This window comes from Rhodoferax sp., assembly GCF_028715765.1.
Lineage (GTDB): Bacteria > Pseudomonadota > Gammaproteobacteria > Burkholderiales > Burkholderiaceae_C > Rhodoferax.
On record NZ_JAQURE010000004.1, the window covers coordinates 63746 to 81077 of the forward strand.

The window sequence follows — 17332 nt, forward strand, 5'->3', positions numbered from 1 at the left end:
GACACACGCCTACCCGCAGCATAAGGTCAAGCATATGGCAGGTATTGGGCCAAGGGTATGAAAGAGCGCGATCTTTTCGGCAGCATTGACATTCATTTGATCAAGGTATTGCACACCGTGTTGTCTGAGCGTAGCGTATCGAAAGCCGCCATCCGTCTGGGCATGCACCAGCCGGCGGTGAGCAGTGCGCTCAAACGGCTGCGCGAGTTTTCGGGCGACCCGCTTTTGGTGCGTTCCGGGGCCTGCATGGTGCCCACCGAGGCCGGGCTGCGCATGCTCGACCCGGCGGCGCGGATTCTGCAAGCTGCCCAGGTGTTGTTCTCCGACGCACGGGGGTTCGATCCGGCGCAAGCCCGGCACACCTTTCGCATTGCCGCCAGTGATTACCTCGACCCGCATTTTTTGCCCCGCCTGATGGCGCAAATCAAGGCGCAGGCCCCGTTGTGCAACGTGGAAATCTGGCCGCTCTCGGCCGCCTCAGACTACCGCACCCAATTGGCGCAGGGCGATGTGGATGTGGTGATCGGCAACTGGGCCACCCCGCCGCAAGACCTGCACTTGGGCCGCCTGTTTGGTGACGACGTGGTGTGCCTGGTGGCCAATAACCACCCGGCGGTGCGCCGTGGCTGGGACAAAGAGGCCTGGCTGGCGGTGGATCACATTGCGCCGGCCGCCATGCATCCTGGAGCCAAGGGCGTGATTGATGACTTTTTGATCAGCCAGGGCTTGCAGCGGCACATTGCGGCGCGTTGCCCGTATTTCGGCTTGATTCCGGCCATGGTGGCATCGACCTTGCTAGTGTTGACCACCGGGCGACAATATTGCGAGCGGTTTGTGGATGTGTTGCCGGTGAAAATACTGCCCTGTCCGATCGAGTTTCCACGCATGATGTACTACCAGCTTTGGCATGAACGCAGCCACACCACCACGTCGGCCAAGTGGTTGCGTGAGCGCGTCAAGTCGGTGGCGGCAGCCCTGAAACGCGAAAAAATCACTCAACCTGCACCATCCGCAAAAACTGCATGAGTACCCCCAGACTTCAACTCACCGGCATCACCAAGCGTTACCCCAGTGTGGTGGCCAACAGCGAGGTGTCGCTGACGGTCATGCCGGGGCAAACCCACGCCGTGCTGGGCGAAAATGGTGCAGGCAAATCCACGCTGATGAAAATCATCTACGGTGCGGTCAAACCTGACGAGGGCACGGTGCTGTTCAACGGGCAGGCAGTGCACATCAAGAACCCGCAAGAGGCGCGGGCCTTGGGTATCAGCATGGTGTTTCAGCATTTCAGCCTGTTTGACACCCTCACCGTGGCCGAGAACGTCTGGCTGGGCCTCAGCAAAAGCCTGAGCCTGCAACAAGTCACCCAGCGCATTGCGGCCAAGGCCATTGAATATGGTTTGGACATTGACCCGCTGCGCCCGGTGCACACCTTGAGCGTGGGCGAAATGCAGCGGGTGGAAATCATCCGCGCCTTGCTGACCAATCCGCAATTGCTGATTCTGGACGAACCCACGTCGGTGCTGACGCCGCAGGCGGTTGAAAAACTCTTTGTGGTGCTGAAAAAGCTGGCCAGCGAGGGCTGCAGCATTTTGTACATCAGCCACAAGCTGCATGAAATCCGCGAACTTTGCAACGCCTGCACTGTGTTGCGTGGCGGCAAGGTCACTGGTGTGTGTGACCCGTCGCAGGAAAGCAATGCGTCCTTGTCCAAACTGATGATTGGCGCCGAGCCGCCGCAGTTGACGCACCGCGCCCAAAAACCCGGTGCCGCCGTGTTGACGCTGAACAAGCTGATCTTGCCGCGTGAAGACCAGTTTGGCGTGGACATTGAAGGCATCAGCCTGCAGGTGCGCACTGGTGAGGTGGTGGGCATTGCCGGGGTCTCGGGCAACGGGCAAAAAGAGCTGCTGTACGCGCTCTCGGGTGAAGACGTGCGGGCCAAGCCGGGCAGTATTTTTATGGGTGCGGTGGACGCCTCACGCCTGCACCCGGGGCAGCGGCGCAAGCTCGGCCTGCATTTTGTGCCTGAAGAACGCCTGGGGCGCGGTGCGGTGCCCACGCTCAGCCTGGCGCAAAACCTGCTGTTGACGCGCCAGGAGGCCATTGCTTTTCCCAAAGTGGGTGGTGGCTGGATTCGCGTCAAACAGCTTGAGCGCCACGCCGCCGACATCATGGCTCGTTTCAAGGTGAAGGCCGGTGGCCCGGGTTCGCTGGCCAGATCACTGTCGGGGGGCAACTTGCAAAAATTCATTGTGGGTCGTGAGATTGATGCCAACCCCAGGCTGTTCATCGTCTCGCAGCCCACCTGGGGTGTTGACGTGGGTGCGGCGGCACAAATCCGGGGGGCGATTCTGGCCCTGCGTGATGCCGGTTGTGCGGTGCTGGTGGTCAGCGAAGAGCTTGACGAATTGTTTGAAGTGTCTGATCGCCTGCATGTGATCTCACGCGGCCAGTTGTCGCCCTCGGTGCCCATTACCGAGGCCACGGTCGAGAAAATTGGCGAGTGGATGAGTGGGCTGTGGGACCAAGACGTGCAGCAGCACCTGGCCGAACTTGAGGGCATCGCCGTCGTCGGTGAGTCCGCCCAGTCAGGAGGCACACATGCTCAAGCTTGAGGCCCGCCCTGAGCCGTCCAAAATCTGGACGTACGGCTCGCCCGTGCTGGCGCTGCTGATCACCGTGCTGATTGGCACGGTGATGTTCACCGCGCTGGGCAAAGACCCCCTCAAGGGCCTGGAGATGTTTTTCTGGCAACCCATTCACAACGCCTACGCCTTGGGCGAATTGCTGGTCAAGGCGACGCCACTGCTGATCATTGCCTTGGGTCTGGCGGTGTGTTTCAGGTCCAACGTGTGGAACATCGGCGCCGAGGGGCAATACATCATCGGTGCCATTTTTGCTGGCGGTGTGGCGCTGCTGGCGGATGCGGGCAGTAGCCGCTGGATTGTGCTGCCCATCCTTCTGGCGGGCGTGCTGGGCGGCATGGTGTGGGCCAGCTTGACGGCGCTGCTGCGTGACCGTTTTCATGCCAATGAGATTCTGGTGAGCCTGATGTTGGTCTACGTGGCGGTGCAGGTGCTGAGCTACCTGGTGGGCGGCCCATGGAAAGATCCGATGGGTTTTAATTTTCCGCAAACCAAAACCTTTGAGGCGGCCACGCGTATTCCGCGTCTGTTTGAGGGCTCACGCGTGAGCATTGGCGCGCTGCTGGCGCTGGTCAGCGTGGCGGGCTTGTGGGTGTTTTTGTTTCGCACACGCGCCGGTTTTGCCTTGCAGGTGGGCGGGCTGGCCCCGGCCGCCGCACGTTACGCCGGGTTTTCATCGCGGCGGGCGCTGTGGACGGCGTTGCTGATCTCGGGCGGTGCAGCAGGCCTGGCCGGTGCGCTGGAGGTGGCCGGGCCGATTGGCCAGCTCACGCCTTACGTGCCGGCGGGTTATGGTTTTGCCGCCATCATCGTGGCCTTTGTCGGGCGGCTGCACCCGGTGGGCATGGTGTTTTCAGCCATTTTGATGAGCATGTTTTACATCGGCGGCGAAATGGCGCAGTCGCGCCTGGGGCTGACCAAGTCGCTCACCGGGGTGTTTCAGGGGCTGCTGTTGTTCAGCCTGCTGGCCTGTGACACGCTGGTCAATTACCGCCTGATGTGGCAAAAAAGGGGAGGGCGCTGATGGAGTCTTATGCACTGCTGCTGGCCGCCACGCTGAACGCGGGCACGGTGCTGGCCATTGCCTCGCTGGGCTTGCTGATCAATGAAAAGGTCGGCATTGTGAATCTGGGGGCCGAAGGCATGATGCTGTGCGCGGCCATTGCCGGTTTTGCCACGGTGGTCACCACTGGCAACGACTGGCTGGGTTTTGCCACCGGTATGGGCGTGGGCGCGTTGCTGGCGGCCATCTTTGGGGTGCTGGTGATCTGGCTCAACACCAACCAATACGCCACCGGCCTGGCGCTCACCCTGTTTGGCACGGGTTTTTCAGCCTTTGTGGGCACCTCTTTTGTGCAGGCCAAAATGCCTGAGCGCAGCAGCTTCGCCGTGCCCTATTTGTCGGACATACCCTGGTTTGGTTCGGCGTTGTTTCGTCATCACCCGCTGGTGTATCTCACCGTGCTGCTGGCGCTGGCGCTCATTTGGTTCATGTATCGCACCCGCAGCGGCCTGGTGCTGCGCAGCGTGGGTGAAAGCCCAGAGTCGGCCCATGCGCTGGGTTACCCGGTGCGCCGCATCCGGCTATTGGCGGTGGTGGCCGGGGGTGCGTTGTGTGGCCTGGCCGGGGCTTACCTGTCCGTCATCTACACGCCGCTGTGGGTCGAGGGCATGGTGGCGGGCAAGGGCTGGATTGCCTTGGCCTTGACGACTTTTGCCACCTGGCGACCGGCGCGGGTGCTGCTGGGGGCCTATTTGTTTGGCGGTGTCACCATGCTGCAGTTTCATTTGCAGGGCATGGGGGTGGATGTGCCTGCCCAGTTTTTGTCGATGCTGCCGTATGTGGCGACCATTGTGGTGCTGGCGCTGATCTCACGTAACCCGCAGTGGATTCGCATCAACATGCCCACCAGCCTGGGCAAGCCGTTTTACCCTGGAGCCTGATTTTTCGGGTTCATAATTCATTTCTCCCCCGTTGTCCAACCCGTTTCATTGATAAGGAATTGACATGACAGATTTGCAAAAACGCGCGCTGCTCAAAGTGGCCGCGCTCACCGCCGTGGCTTCCGCTGCGGTGGTGGGCTGCGGCAAAAAGGAAGAACCGGCACCTGCGCCGGCGCCCGCACCGGTGGCCTCTGCGCCCGCACCAGCGCCCAAACCCGAGCCCCTGAAAATTGCCTTTGCCTATGTCGGCCCGGTGGGTGATGGTGGCTGGACTTTTGCGCATGACAACGGCCGCAAAGCGCTTGAGAAAGAATTTGGCGACAAGATCGCCACGTCTTTTGTCGAAAACGTGCCTGAATCAGCAGATGCCGAACGCGTCCTGCGCGACATGGCAGGCCAGGGCAACAAGCTGATTTTTGGCACCACCTTTGGTTACATGGAACCCATGCTCAAAGTGGCTGCGGATAACGCAGGCGTCAAGTTTGAGCACGCCACTGGCTACAAACAAGCTGACAACATGCGCACCTACGACAGCCGCACCTACGAGGGCGCGTACATGGCCGGTGTGATTGCCGGTGCCATGACCAAGAGCAAAACGCTGGGTGTGGTGGCCTCCATTCCAATCCCTGAAGTGGTGCGCAACATCAACGCCTTCACACTCGGTGCGCAGTCCAGCAACCCCAAAATCAAAACCAAAGTGGTGTGGGTAAACGGCTGGTTTGACCCACCGAAAGAAACCGAAGCGGCCACCAGCCTGATCAATGGCGGCGCCGACGTGTTGTTCCAGAACACCGATTCTCCGGCGGTGTTGAAAACCGCCGAAGCCAAGGGCAAGCGCGCCTTTGGCTGGGATTCCGACATGACTGCCTATGGCCCCAAAGCCCACCTTGCATCAAGCGTGATCAACTGGGGCCCGTACTACATCAAGACTGTTAAAGAAGCGCTCGATGGCAGCTGGAAAGCTGGCGCTGGCACACACGCATGGTGGGGCGTGAAAGAAGGCGCGATTGACATTGTGTCGATTGCAGAAGACGTGCCGGCCGAGACCAAAGCCAAAGTGGAAGAGGTCAAAAAAGGCCTGACGGACGGCAGTTTTGTCATCTGGAAAGGCCCGATTACCGACAACGCTGGCAAGGTACAAGTGGCCAAAGATACGGCCGCTGACGACAAGTTTCTGGGTGGCCTGAACTTCTTTGTCAAGGGTGTTGAAGGCAAGGTGCCGGGTGCGAAATAGACGCAGCAACTCACTATGAAAAAAGCCGCCCAAGGGCGGCTTTTTTACACGTTGATGATGCAGTGCAGACGCATGGGGACGGATTAGTGTGCGGGTACCCACAGCTGCAAGCGTGGCAGCATGGCACGGTACGGCGCCAGCAACACCGCAGCCATCAGCCATTTGATACTGAGGTCGCCAGCGGCCAGCATCAGCCAGTTCATGTCAGAGCCGTAAAAGGCCAAAAAGAAAAAGATGCCGGTGTCTAGCACCGAAGCCACCACAGACCCAATCAATGGCGCTTTCCACCAGCTCATGGTGCGCAGCTTGTTGAACGCCACAATGTCCAGCAATTGCCCCACAATGAACGCCACCCCAGAGGCCACCGCAATGCGCCATGGCGCCAAAGCCAACGACACCAGCACAGCTATTGCAAAACCAGCCCAGGCCACGCGTCTGGCGGCTTGATTGCCCACGGCACGGTTGGTCAGGTCGGTGACCAAAAACGCCACTGGAAAGGTGAACGCACCCCAAGTCAACCAATCATTGATGGGGAATTGGACCAGATAGTTTGATGAAGTGATGACGATCAGCATGGCCAAAATCGGCCGCCACAAGGTCAGTAACGGGAGGGTTTGAGTGTTTTTCATGCCGCAATTATCGCAGGCCATCTGGCCATTTGAGCCCTGAGCTTGGTTAAGCTCTCACCATGAAAGCTTATCGTGCAGCCATTCTTTATTTTTCTGAAATCCCGTCGGCAAGCTCTGCAGCTATGCTTGAGTCTGATGGCTTGCTGGTGGTGGGTACCAATGCGCATGGACGCCAGGTGGTGCAAGCGGTGGGCGCTTACCGCGATTTACAGCCGCGCTTTGCCCATGTGCCCGTGACCCACTGGCCTGGCCGCATCATTGCCCCAGGGTTTGTCGATGTGCACAGCCACTACCCGCAAACGAATGTGATTGGCTCACCTGCCGCAGGCCTGTTGCCGTGGCTTGAAAACTACACTTTTCCAGAAGAAAAACGCTTTCTATCGCCCGAATATGCTGCGCAAGCAGCTAGATTTTTTATAGCAGAACTGTTGCGCCATGGGGTCACCACCGCGTTGACGTTTGCCACCTCGCACCCGGCATCGGTTGAGGCCATGTTTCAAGCGGCACAAGCGCAACACATGCGTTTGATCACTGGCTTGTGTCTGATGGATCGGCATGCGCCCGCTGACTTGCTCAACCAGCCCGCACAAGGTGGCAAGCCAGATGCCACCGCGCAAAGCCTGGTTGACTCAGAAGCCTTGCTGCGCCGTTGGCATGGCGTTGACCGGCTCGGCTATGCCATCACGCCACGCTTTGCACCCACCAGCAGTGATGCCCAGTTGCGCGGTGCAGGTGAACTGGCTGCCCGCTACCCAGCCGTGTGGATTCAATCGCATGTGGCAGAAAACCTGGCTGAAATCGCCTGGGCGCGGGCCTTGTTCCCCGCCTCGCGCAGTTACCTGTCCACCTATGCCGACTTTGGCTTGATGCGCGCGCGTGCGGTGTTTGCGCACTGCATTCATCTGGATGATGAAGACCGTGCCTTGATGCGCCAGACTGGTGCAGCGGCCGCTGTCTGCCCCACCAGCAATTTGTTTTTGGGCAGCGGTTTTTTTGACTATGCCAAGGCCGACGCGGCAGGCATGACCTATGGGTTGGCCAGTGACGTGGGTGGTGGCACCAGCTTCAGCCCGTTTCACACCATGCTGGCCGCCTACTTTGTGGGACGCGAGGGGCAAACCAAGGCAGGCTTGAGCTTAAGCCCGCAGCACTTGTGGTGGCAGCACACGGCCGGTGCGGCTCAGGCGCTGGGTTTAGACGGGGTGGTGGGCAACCTGTTGCCGGGTTGCGAGTCTGATTTTGTGGTGCTCAACCCGCAGGCCACGCCACTTCTGGCGCGCAAGACGGCGCTGGCCAACAGTCTCGATGAGCTGCTGTTTGCCATGATTGTGCTGGGCGATGATCGGCTGGTTGAGAAAACCATCATTTCTCAAGACATTTTGGCTTCTAGCGCCCATGAATAAAGCGTGAGTAGCTATGATTTTTATAATATAATCCCACGCATAATGTGGGCTGTGGGTGGCGGCTTTAGAGGCTCTTTCCCCGGCCTGCCAGGCACTTTTGTTTTTACCCAGGAATCACCCCATGACCATCAAAAGCGACAAATGGATCCGCCGCATGGCGGAGCAGCACGGCATGATCGAGCCCTTTGAGCCCGGACAAATTCGTCAAAACGCTGCTGGCCAAAAAATTGTCAGCTATGGCACCAGCAGCTACGGCTATGACATCCGCTGTGCGCCCGAATTCAAGGTGTTTACCAACATCCACAGCACGGTGGTGGACCCCAAAAACTTTGATGAAAAGAGTTTTGTGGATTTCAATGAAGACGTGTGCATCATCCCGCCCAACAGTTTTGCCCTGGCGCGCACGGTGGAGTACTTTCGCATTCCGCGCAATGTGTTGACCGTTTGCCTGGGCAAGAGCACTTATGCGCGCTGCGGCATCATCGTCAACGTGACCCCGTTCGAGCCTGAGTGGGAAGGTTATGTGACGCTGGAGTTTTCCAACACCACGCCGCTGCCGGCCAAAATCTACGCCGGTGAAGGCTGTGCCCAAGTGCTGTTTTTTGAGAGCGACGAAGTGTGTGAAACCAGTTACAAAGACCGCGGTGGCAAATACCAGGGGCAGCGTGGTGTGACCCTGCCCAAAACCTGAAGGTGCACATTTATTGCTGCAGAGCGGCGCGGCCGCCTGCGGCGGCTGGCTTTTTTAGGGCTTTGAGGTGAATCAACGATAATTGCATGTCTTTGCAAGACTTATGCCCTGATGTGCAGGGCGACACCAGCTATCGGCTTGATAGCAATTGAACCCGAGTTTCAATGACCGACCAGACCCCCGACACCGTTTCCGTATTGAATTCTGATACCCCCATCATGGCCTTTGCCCAGCTGCAATTGGCTGCCCCCTTGGCGCGGGCAGTGGCTGAAATGGGCTACGAGACCATGACTCCCATCCAGGCGCAGGCGATACCTGTGGTGTTGCAAGGCCGTGATGTGATGGGTGCCGCCCAAACTGGCACCGGCAAAACAGCCGCTTTTGCCTTGCCACTGATGCAGCGCATGCTCAAGCACGAAAACGCCTCAACGTCTCCCGCTCGTCACCCGGTGCGTGCGCTGGTGCTGCTGCCCACCCGTGAGTTGGCTGACCAAGTGGCAGAAAACATCAAGCTCTACGGCAAATACACGCATCTGCGCAGCGCGGTGGTGTTTGGCGGTATGGACATGAAGCCGCAAACCCTTGAGTTGAAAAAAGGCGTTGAAGTGCTGGTGGCTACGCCGGGGCGGCTGCTGGATCACATTGAAGCCAAAAACTGTGTGTTGAATCAGGTTGAATATGTGGTGCTGGACGAAGCTGACCGCATGCTCGACATTGGCTTTTTGCCAGACCTGCAACGCATCTTGAGCTATTTGCCCAAAGAGCGCACCACGCTGCTGTTTTCTGCCACGTTCTCACCCGAGATCAAGCGCCTGGCTAACAGCTATTTGCAAGACCCGGTGCTGGTAGAAGTGGCGCGCTCCAATGCCACGGCGTCCACCGTAGAGCAGCACTTTTACAGCGTGGAGGGTGACGACAAACGCCACGCTTTGCACCAAATCTTGAAAGACCGAGGCCTCAAACAAGCCTTTGTGTTTGTCAACAGCAAGCTCGGTTGCGCCCGTTTGGCGCGCTCGCTGGAGCATGAAGGCCTGAAAACCACCGCGCTCCATGGTGACAAAAGTCAAGATGAGCGCTTGAAAGCGCTGGAAGCTTTCAAGAGTGGTGAGGTCGATTTGTTGGTCTGCACGGATGTAGCAGCCCGTGGCTTGGACATCAAAGATGTGCCGGCTGTGTTCAACTTTGACATTCCGTTTCACAGTGAAGACTATGTGCACCGCATTGGCCGAACCGGCCGTGCCGGTGCGGCTGGGCTGGCGGTGACGTTTGTGTCGAAAAGCGATGCGCGGTTGGTGGCTGACGTGGAGCGCTTGCTCAAAATCAAGATCGAGTTGGAGCCGGTGCAGTTTGAAGAAGACTTGCCAGACATTCGCAAACAAGGCCACATCAATGATGGTCGCAGGCTTTACCAGCAAGACGCTGGCGACACCCGGCGAGAAGAGTTTGCCGCACGGGTGCCGCGTGCCCCGCGCAACGACTACCGGCGCGAACCCGCCCGATCGCAAGACCCGTTTTTCTCCAAACCCTATGAGTCACCGGTGTTGCCAGCTGGTGAAGTACCCAGCTGGGAAGCTGCGGCAGTGCGCCCGGGTGCGCGCAGTATTTCCAGCAACATCAAAGCCAAGCGCAAAGTGGCGGCCTTGTTCAAGTCAGTTTGATCCGCTGCTGGACGTCCAGCTGAACCGTTGGAGCAGCTCGGGCGCTGCTTCAGCGCATTTATTTGCCAGGTTTTTGTGCTTGCTCACAGGTCACCTGAATCAGTTCATGCTGACTGGCCTGCGCGCCCAATTTCAGAGCGCTCAAGCAGCCGCCCCAGACGCAGCCTGAATCCAGCGCCAACACATCTGGGCGATTGAGCCAACCTAGGGTTGACCAATGCCCAAAAGCCACCGTGACATCGGCTGTTTGGCGCCCAGGCACGTCAAACCAAGGCATGAAACCAGTGGGTGCGGAATCGGCGCCATCGCTGGTTTCAAACTCCATCTCGCCTTGTGCGGTGCAAAAGCGCAGCCGGGTCAGGGCATTCACAATCAAGCGCAGTCGTTCAGTGCCGCGCAAGCGGGCATCCCAGGCGTTGGGCTGGTTGGCATACATCTGGTGCAAAAAGTCAGGCAACTCCGGGCTTTTCAACAGCTGCTCAACTTCGCTGGCAAGCGCTATAGTTTGAATAGCTGTCCATGCAGGTAATACCCCAGCGTGAACCATTAAATACTGTTTTTTTTGATGTTCCAGATAGATCGCCAAACGCTGCTGGCGCAGCCAATGCAACAGGGCTTCGCGGTCAGGCGCCTGCAGCACGTTGGCCAACGTGTCTTTGCGGCTGGGCTTGCGTGCGCCTTCTGCGGCGGCCAGCAAATGCAAGTCGTGGTTGCCCAACAGGCATTGGGCCGAGGCACCATATCCCATCAGGCGCCGCAGCACGGCCGCTGAATCGGGACCGCGGTTGACCAGATCCCCCAGCATGTAAAGCGTGTCACGGCTGGGTGAGAAAGATATTTTGTTCAATAAACGTTGCAAAGCGCTGTCGCAGCCTTGCACGTCGCCAATCAAGTAAAGTGCCATGGTATTGATTGTCTAATGAGAAACATGGAATTCTTGCTGATTGTTTTTTTAACGTTGCTCAATGGCGTGTTTGCCATGTCTGAGCTGGCGCTGGCCGCCAGCCGCAAGTCGCGCCTGAACGCCATGGCCGATGAGGGCGACAAAGGCGCGCAAGCGGCGCTGCTGTTGCTGGACAACCCCAACCAGTTTTTGTCTACGGTGCAGGTCGGCATCACGTCTATTGGTGTGCTCAACGGCATTGTGGGCGAAGCTGCTTTCAGCGCGGGTTTGGCGGCCTGGTTGGTTGCATTTGGCGTGGCTGACAAAGCCGCTGCCATTTCAGCCACGGCTCTGGTGGTGACCATGATCACCTTCACCACCATCATTTTTGGTGAGCTGGTGCCCAAGCGCATTGGTCAGCTTTACCCTGAAGTGGTCTCACGGGTGGTGGCGCGACCCATGCTGTGGTTGGCCAAAGCGGCCGGCCCTTTTGTCAAATTGCTCTCTGGCGCCACGGCGGCGGTGCTTCAACTGATGCGCATTGACACCCAGGCCTCGCGTGCCATGACTGAAGAGGAAATTAGCGCCAGTCTGGAAGAAGGTGTGGATGCCGGGGTGATTGAAGAGCATGAGCACCAAATGGTGCAAAACGTGTTTGGCCTGGACGACCGGCCTTTGACATCGCTGATGGTGCCACGTGCCGAAGTCGATTGGCTTGACGCCAGCGCCACCGTGGCGCAGGGACTGCAAAAAGTGGCACTTGACGGCGCCTCTCAAGCACATTCTTGGTATCCGGTGTGCCGTGGGTCGCTCGACGAGGTGGTTGGCAAGATCAGCTTGGCGCACATGTTGGAACTGGGTGTAAATGCCACTGCGCAGCTTGAAGCGGTGGTCAGTCCGGTGGTGTTTGTGCCTGAAACCTTGAGTGGCATGGAGTTGCTGGAGCAGTTTCGCGCCAAAGTCGGGCGGTTGGTGTTGGTGGTGGATGAATACGGCGTGGTGCAGGGCATGCTGACCCCGCATGACTTGCTGGAAGCCATCACCGGCGAGCTGCAACCCAGCGTGACCTCTGAAGCCTGGGCTGTGCAGCGAGAAGACGGCAGCTGGCTGCTGGACGGCATGATGCCGGTGAGCGAGCTCAAGGCCAGGTTAGACCTGGATGACCTGCCGCTGGAGGAGCGCGGCCGCTACAACACGGTGGCAGGGCTGCTCATGGCGGTGAGTGGTCACTTGCCCGCTACCGGTGAAAAAATCAACTGCGAAGGCTGGTGTTTTGAGGTGCTTGACCTGGATGGCCGCCGGGTCGACAAGGTGTTAGCCAGCCAACTAGAGGCTGAATCAGACACGTTGTGACTGTCAGGCGTCAAAGCCGCCCTGACAAGCGGTAAGCCAACAACCCCAGCAGCTCGTGCAGCGCTGTTTTCCATTTTTTCACCCCTTGATCCATGGTGTATTGGCTCCATGGCGTGCTTTGACCGGTGCGAAAGTCCACTGGGTAAGCCGTGACCTGCCAGCCCAGGCTTTTGAAGGTGGCCATGGCTCTGGGCATGTGCCAGGCTGATGTCAGCAGCAGCCAAGGCTTGGCCGGGTTCACACCGGGTACAGATTTGCTCAGCAAAGCGTTCTCATACGTGGTGCGCGAGGCTGATTCAAATAAAAACGCATCTGCTGGGAGCCCCTGGCCAGTGAAAAACTGCTTGGCGCGCGCGGCCTCTGGTAAGTGGCTTGCAAACAATTCACCTTCGCCACCGGTGAACAGCACCCGCAGGCTGGGCTGCCTGCGCAGCAATGGCAGCACTTCAGTCATGCGCTCTGCCGCGTCATTGAGGGCGCTTTGCCCCGGCGCCGCCCACACATAACTGGGTTCCAAGGCGCCGCCTAGCACAATCACACCTTCATAGCCGTCAAGGCGTGTGCCAGAGGGTAGGGCAGGATAAACCGATTCAAGTTGGCGTAGCACTGCGTCTGGCAGTGGCTCCCAGCCCAGTGCCACCAGCAGGACAAAGGCCGATGTACCCAGCCATTGGCCACACCGGACGAAGCGCGCGGTGCAAAGACAGGAGCCCAGCACCAGCAAGGCCACCCAGGCCAGGGGTTGGGTGATAAATGCCAAAAATTTTGCAGCAAGGAACATGATGATGTTTGAAGTGGGTTACTGGCTGAGTTGTTGCCACATTGCAGGCTCAAACTGCCAAACTGGTGCAGGTTGAAGGCAAAGCGATTCAAGTTGAGCTGCAAACCTGTGCCTTGGCATCTCACGGGCACCCAGTGAAGCCAGATGGCGCGTGTTTTGTTGGCAATCTATCCAGGGCACATGGTGGGTACGACAAAACGCCACCAACGCCGCCAGGGCAATTTTGGAGGCATCAGTGGCGTGGTGAAACATCGACTCGCCAAACACTGCGTGGCCGATGTTGATGCAATACAGACCGCCCACCAATGCGCCGTTGATCCAGGTTTCTACGCTGTGTGCGTACCCGGCTTGGTGAAACTGGGTGTAGGCAGTCACCATCTCAGGCAATATCCAGGTGCCCGCTTGACCCTGTCTGGCGCTGCCGCTGCAGGCCTGAATCACAGCGCCAAAAGCATGGTCGAAACGGATTTCGCAGAGGGCTGACTGGCTGAATTTTTTAAGCGTTTTTTTCAACGAGGGGTGCAGTCGAAAGTCGTCCACCTGCAGCACCATGCGCGGGTCTGGACTCCACCACAGGGTGGGCTGGCCTTCGCTGTACCATGGAAAAATGCCTTGCGCATAGGCGGCGGCCAGGGTGTCGGCAGACAAGTGGTTACCAGCACACAACAACCCCGGTGCTGGGCTGTCCACACCCCAGGCTTGGGTCAACGGGGGAAAGGGTTCGCCCGGCTCAAGCCAGGTCAGGCGGGGTGAATCATTTGACATTCAAAAATAGCGATGGATTGGGTTGGATGAACTGGGTTGGCTGAATTGGGTTGGACATTGAAACATCTGCAGCTGTGCTGGATGAGCATCAAAAAGGTGCTGAAAAGGTACTAGACCTCACGGTACTGTGTCAAAAACGGGCTTTTCACCCATTACAATAGCAGAGTCGGGGCGTAGCGCAGCCTGGTAGCGCATCTGGTTTGGGACCAGAGGGTCGAAGGTTCGAATCCTTTCGCCCCGACCATTCAATTCTCGTGATCTCTGCCCGTAGCTCAGTTGGATAGAGCAACAGCCTTCTAAGCTGTGGGTCGGGGGTTCGATCCCCTCCGGGCAGACCAGCTTCTTGCCCCCACCCATCTCTTTGCCATCTCTCTATCTGCTTTGGAGCCTTAAACGGCAGCTTCAAGTCCGTTGGCAAAGTGCTCTTGCATGCGCTTTTGGCACATCTGGCTGTCTCTTGTCACCAACGCTTGTATCAGCGCCCGGTGTTCCTTCAAAGACTCTTGAATGCGGCCAGACTTCAGCAACGAGTTGTGGCGGTTGAGCTTCATCACTTTGCGCAAATCTGCCACCATTTGGTCGCGCCAGCGGTTGTTGGCTATTTCAAGCAGGCGCATGTGAAAGCGCTCATTGATCTCGAAAAAGCGTTCACGGTCTGGACTTTCTGACGAACCGGCCAGCTCTAGCTCTTGGTGTAGCTGCTGCAATTCACGCAACTGGCCCTCCGTGGCGGTGCTAGCCACCACACCTGCGGCATCTGACTCAAGCAGGCTAAGCAGGTGGTACACATCGGCCAAATCGCGCTCTGAAACTTCTGTGACATAGGCACCACGACGCACCTTCATGGTCACCAAACCTTCAGCGGCCAGCACTTTCAGTGCTTCACGCATGGGCGTGCGGCTGATGCCGTAGTCTTGCGCAATTTTGAGTTCATCAATCCAGCTCCCAGGCTCCAACTCGCGGTTGAAAATGCGCTGACGCAGCAGTTCTGCCACTTCTTCGTAAAGTGCGCGAGGGGCTAAGGAAAGGGCTGCCATGGTCAGGATTGTAAGCTGGAAGGAATTTTTTGCATCAATAATTATAAATAACGTAAACTCATTGACCTGTTCCGACATGACCCGTCACAAGCAAGTCATGCCCTTGTCCAACCCCATTTGCCGCGCCACCATGACTCAAAACACACCAGAATTTCAGCCCAGTACCCTTGAAGCTTGGGCCAAAGCCGCTGCCAAATCGGCACCAGGTGGCGATGTCAATGCGCTCAACTGGCAAACACCAGACGGGATCAGCGTCAAACCGCTGTACACGTCCGAAGATACCAAAGACCTAGCCTACACGGATACCTTGCCTGGTTTTGAGCCCTACCTGCGCGGCCCGCAGGCCACCATGTACGCCGTTCGCCCGTGGACGATTCGCCAATACGCCGGGTTCTCCACCGCTGAAGAATCCAACGCCTTCTACCGCAAGGCGCTCGCCGCAGGCGGGCAGGGCGTGAGCGTGGCGTTCGACTTGGCCACGCACCGTGGCTATGACAGCGACCACCCGCGCGTAACGGGTGACGTGGGTAAGGCCGGTGTGGCGATTGATTCGGTCGAAGACATGAAGATTCTGTTCAACGAGATCCCGCTGGACAAGGTGAGCGTTTCCATGACCATGAACGGCGCCGTGCTGCCGGTGCTGGCAGGTTACGTGATTGCGGCGGAAGAGCAGGGTGTTTCGCAAGACAAGCTCTCGGGAACGATTCAAAACGACATCCTCAAAGAGTTCATGGTGCGCAACACTTACATCTACCCGCCCGAGCCAAGCATGCGCATCATTGGCGACATCATCGAGTACACAGCCAAGAACATGCCAAAGTTCAACTCGATCAGCATTTCGGGTTACCACATGCAGGAAGCCGGTGCCAACCAGGCACTGGAACTGGCCTTTACCTTGGCCGACGGCAAGGAATACGTCAAAACCGCCATCGCCAAGGGCATGGATGTGGATGACTTTGCGGGCCGCCTGAGCTTTTTCTGGGCCATTGGCATGAACTTTTACCTGGAAGTGGCCAAAATGCGCGCTGCCCGGCTGCTCTGGTGCCGCATCATGAAAGGCTTCAATGCCAAAAAGCCCAAGAGTTTGATGCTGCGCACGCACTGCCAGACCAGTGGCTGGAGCCTGACAGAGCAAGACCCCTACAACAACGTGGTCCGCACCACCATCGAAGCCATGGCGGCGGTGTTTGGTGGCACGCAAAGCCTGCACACCAATTCATTTGACGAGGCCATTGCCTTGCCCACGGAATTCAGCTCGCGCATTGCCCGCAACACCCAGCTCATCATTCAGGAAGAAACCCACATCACCAATGTGATCGACCCCTGGGCGGGTTCGTACATGATGGAAAAGCTGACCCAGGACATGGCGGATGCGGCCTGGGCCATCATCGAAGAGGTTGAAGCCATGGGCGGCATGACCAAAGCCGTGGACAGCGGTTGGGCCAAGCTCAAGATTGAAGCAGCAGCAGCTGAAAAACAAGCTCGCATCGACAGCGGCAAAGATGTCATTGTGGGTGTGAACAAATACAAACTCAAAACCGAAGACACCATTGAAGCCCGCGACATTGACAACGTGGCCGTGCGCGACTCGCAAATTGCGCGACTCAATGCCATCAAGCAAAAACGTGATGCAGACCAGGTGCAGCAAGCGCTAGCAGCTATTGAAAATGCAGCAGAAAACGGCACCGGCAACCTGCTGGACTTGACCATCAAAGCGGTACGTGTGCGCGCCACTGTGGGTGAAATCAGCGATGCCATGGAAAAATCATTTGGTCGCCACCGTGCCGACACCCAAAAAGTGACGGGTGTCTACGCTGCCGCCTACGACAGCGCCGAAGGCTGGGACAAGCTCAAAGAAGAAATTGCCCAATTTGCCACCGACCAGGGTCGCCGCCCGCGGGTGATGATCAGTAAACTGGGTCAAGATGGCCACGACCGCGGAGCCAAAGTGGTGGCCACCGCCTTTGCTGACTTGGGCTTTGACGTGGACATGGGGCCGCTGTTCCAGACCCCTGAGGAATGCGCCCGCCAGGCGATTGAAAACGACGTGCACGCGGTGGGCGTCTCAACCCTTGCCGCCGGTCACAAAACCCTGGTGCCCGCCATCATTGCTGAACTCAAAAAGCAGGGCGCCGATGACATCATCGTGTTTGTGGGTGGCGTGATTCCGCGGCAAGACTACGACATGCTCTATGAAGCCGGTGTCAAAGGCATCTACGGCCCCGGCACGCCGATCCCGGCCAGCGCCAAAGATGTGCTGGAGCAGATCAAAAAAGCATTGGTAGTCTGATTTATTGATTGATATA

General features: G+C 58.0%; 15 protein-coding genes and 2 tRNA genes. 12 read left to right on the plus strand and 5 right to left on the minus strand.

Features of this window, described 5'->3' with window-relative positions:
* The first annotated feature begins 57 nt into the window (after positions 1-57).
* The 5 genes from PHT20_RS02585 to PHT20_RS02605 all read left to right on the plus strand — a co-directional run bounded on the left by PHT20_RS02585 (position 58) and on the right by PHT20_RS02605 (position 5826).
* Entirely contained in the window at positions 58-1026 is a 969-nt protein-coding gene (locus tag PHT20_RS02585; RefSeq protein ID WP_301019296.1) for a LysR family transcriptional regulator, read from the plus strand.
* Positions 1023-2618, plus strand: a complete 1596-nt coding sequence (locus tag PHT20_RS02590) for an ABC transporter ATP-binding protein (RefSeq protein ID WP_301019297.1) — start codon at positions 1023-1025, stop codon at positions 2616-2618. The genes PHT20_RS02585 and PHT20_RS02590 overlap by 4 nt, the downstream gene beginning before the upstream one ends.
* Positions 2605-3672: an ABC transporter permease gene (locus PHT20_RS02595; protein WP_301019298.1), complete on the plus strand. Its 1068-nt coding sequence runs from the start codon at positions 2605-2607 to the stop codon at positions 3670-3672. The genes PHT20_RS02590 and PHT20_RS02595 overlap by 14 nt, the downstream gene beginning before the upstream one ends.
* Positions 3672-4592, plus strand: a complete 921-nt coding sequence (locus PHT20_RS02600; RefSeq protein WP_301019299.1) for an ABC transporter permease — start codon at positions 3672-3674, stop codon at positions 4590-4592. The genes PHT20_RS02595 and PHT20_RS02600 overlap by 1 nt, the downstream gene beginning before the upstream one ends.
* Positions 4593-4656: 64 nt before the next feature.
* Complete coding sequence (locus PHT20_RS02605; protein ID WP_301019300.1) at positions 4657-5826, plus strand: BMP family ABC transporter substrate-binding protein; 1170 nt, start codon at positions 4657-4659, stop codon at positions 5824-5826.
* Positions 5827-5909: 83 nt separating this feature from the next.
* On the opposite strand, the gene PHT20_RS02610 is transcribed toward PHT20_RS02605, so the two are convergent.
* The gene (locus PHT20_RS02610; RefSeq protein WP_300082786.1) at positions 5910-6455 is read right to left on the minus strand and encodes a queuosine precursor transporter; all 546 of its coding nucleotides are present in this window, start codon (positions 6453-6455) and stop codon (positions 5910-5912) included.
* 59 nt (positions 6456-6514) lie between these two features.
* Here PHT20_RS02610 and guaD point away from each other — a divergent pair, with 59 nt between their 5' ends.
* From guaD to PHT20_RS02625, 3 genes are all read left to right on the plus strand, one after another.
* The gene (guaD, locus tag PHT20_RS02615; protein ID WP_301019301.1) at positions 6515-7858 is read left to right on the plus strand and encodes a guanine deaminase; all 1344 of its coding nucleotides are present in this window, start codon (positions 6515-6517) and stop codon (positions 7856-7858) included.
* Between the two features lie 121 nt (positions 7859-7979).
* Positions 7980-8549, plus strand: a complete 570-nt coding sequence (dcd, locus tag PHT20_RS02620) for a dCTP deaminase (RefSeq protein WP_301019302.1) — start codon at positions 7980-7982, stop codon at positions 8547-8549.
* A gap of 164 nt (positions 8550-8713) precedes the next feature.
* Complete coding sequence (locus PHT20_RS02625) at positions 8714-10207, plus strand: DEAD/DEAH box helicase (protein WP_301019303.1); 1494 nt, start codon at positions 8714-8716, stop codon at positions 10205-10207.
* Positions 10208-10265: 58 nt separating this feature from the next.
* On the opposite strand, the gene PHT20_RS02630 is transcribed toward PHT20_RS02625, so the two are convergent.
* Complete coding sequence (locus tag PHT20_RS02630; RefSeq protein WP_301019304.1) at positions 10266-11111, minus strand: symmetrical bis(5'-nucleosyl)-tetraphosphatase; 846 nt, start codon at positions 11109-11111, stop codon at positions 10266-10268.
* A 24-nt stretch (positions 11112-11135) separates the two neighbouring features.
* On the opposite strand from PHT20_RS02630, the gene PHT20_RS02635 reads away from it, so the two are divergent.
* On the plus strand, positions 11136-12443 hold the full coding sequence (locus PHT20_RS02635; protein ID WP_301019305.1) for a hemolysin family protein: 1308 nt from the start codon (positions 11136-11138) through the stop codon (positions 12441-12443).
* A 10-nt stretch (positions 12444-12453) separates the two neighbouring features.
* Here PHT20_RS02635 and PHT20_RS02640 read toward each other — a convergent pair whose 3' ends face one another.
* Complete coding sequence (locus tag PHT20_RS02640) at positions 12454-13224, minus strand: YdcF family protein (RefSeq protein WP_301019306.1); 771 nt, start codon at positions 13222-13224, stop codon at positions 12454-12456.
* An 18-nt stretch (positions 13225-13242) separates the two neighbouring features.
* Positions 13243-13989 (minus strand): leucyl/phenylalanyl-tRNA--protein transferase, encoded by a 747-nt coding sequence (aat, locus tag PHT20_RS02645; RefSeq protein WP_301019307.1) that lies wholly within the window; start codon positions 13987-13989, stop codon positions 13243-13245.
* A 167-nt stretch (positions 13990-14156) separates the two neighbouring features.
* Here aat and PHT20_RS02650 point away from each other — a divergent pair.
* Both PHT20_RS02650 and PHT20_RS02655 read left to right on the plus strand, forming a co-directional pair.
* A tRNA-Pro gene (locus PHT20_RS02650) sits at positions 14157-14233 on the plus strand.
* A gap of 17 nt (positions 14234-14250) precedes the next feature.
* Positions 14251-14327: transfer RNA gene (locus PHT20_RS02655), tRNA-Arg, on the plus strand.
* A 51-nt stretch (positions 14328-14378) separates the two neighbouring features.
* Here PHT20_RS02655 and PHT20_RS02660 read toward each other — a convergent pair.
* Positions 14379-15026 (minus strand): GntR family transcriptional regulator, encoded by a 648-nt coding sequence (locus PHT20_RS02660; RefSeq protein ID WP_301019308.1) that lies wholly within the window; start codon positions 15024-15026, stop codon positions 14379-14381.
* A 130-nt stretch (positions 15027-15156) separates the two neighbouring features.
* Between PHT20_RS02660 and scpA the strand changes: the two genes are divergently transcribed.
* On the plus strand, positions 15157-17316 hold the full coding sequence (gene scpA / locus PHT20_RS02665; RefSeq protein WP_301019356.1) for a methylmalonyl-CoA mutase: 2160 nt from the start codon (positions 15157-15159) through the stop codon (positions 17314-17316).
* Positions 17317-17332 lie beyond the last annotated feature (16 nt).

Coding starts and splice junctions, on each gene's coding strand:
- PHT20_RS02585 (WP_301019296.1), top strand. CDS start 58: ATGAAAGAGCGCGATCTTTTCGGCAGCATTGACATTCATTTGATCAAG.
- PHT20_RS02590 (WP_301019297.1), top strand. CDS start 1,023: ATGAGTACCCCCAGACTTCAACTCACCGGCATCACCAAGCGTTACCCC.
- PHT20_RS02595 (WP_301019298.1), top strand. CDS start 2,605: ATGCTCAAGCTTGAGGCCCGCCCTGAGCCGTCCAAAATCTGGACGTAC.
- PHT20_RS02600 (WP_301019299.1), top strand. CDS start 3,672: ATGGAGTCTTATGCACTGCTGCTGGCCGCCACGCTGAACGCGGGCACG.
- PHT20_RS02605 (WP_301019300.1), top strand. CDS start 4,657: ATGACAGATTTGCAAAAACGCGCGCTGCTCAAAGTGGCCGCGCTCACC.
- PHT20_RS02610 (WP_300082786.1), bottom strand. CDS start 6,455: ATGAAAAACACTCAAACCCTCCCGTTACTGACCTTGTGGCGGCCGATT.
- guaD (WP_301019301.1), top strand. CDS start 6,515: ATGAAAGCTTATCGTGCAGCCATTCTTTATTTTTCTGAAATCCCGTCG.
- dcd (WP_301019302.1), top strand. CDS start 7,980: ATGACCATCAAAAGCGACAAATGGATCCGCCGCATGGCGGAGCAGCAC.
- PHT20_RS02625 (WP_301019303.1), top strand. CDS start 8,714: ATGACCGACCAGACCCCCGACACCGTTTCCGTATTGAATTCTGATACC.
- PHT20_RS02630 (WP_301019304.1), bottom strand. CDS start 11,111: ATGGCACTTTACTTGATTGGCGACGTGCAAGGCTGCGACAGCGCTTTG.
- PHT20_RS02635 (WP_301019305.1), top strand. CDS start 11,136: ATGGAATTCTTGCTGATTGTTTTTTTAACGTTGCTCAATGGCGTGTTT.
- PHT20_RS02640 (WP_301019306.1), bottom strand. CDS start 13,224: ATGTTCCTTGCTGCAAAATTTTTGGCATTTATCACCCAACCCCTGGCC.
- aat (WP_301019307.1), bottom strand. CDS start 13,989: ATGTCAAATGATTCACCCCGCCTGACCTGGCTTGAGCCGGGCGAACCC.
- PHT20_RS02660 (WP_301019308.1), bottom strand. CDS start 15,026: ATGGCAGCCCTTTCCTTAGCCCCTCGCGCACTTTACGAAGAAGTGGCA.
- scpA (WP_301019356.1), top strand. CDS start 15,157: ATGACTCAAAACACACCAGAATTTCAGCCCAGTACCCTTGAAGCTTGG.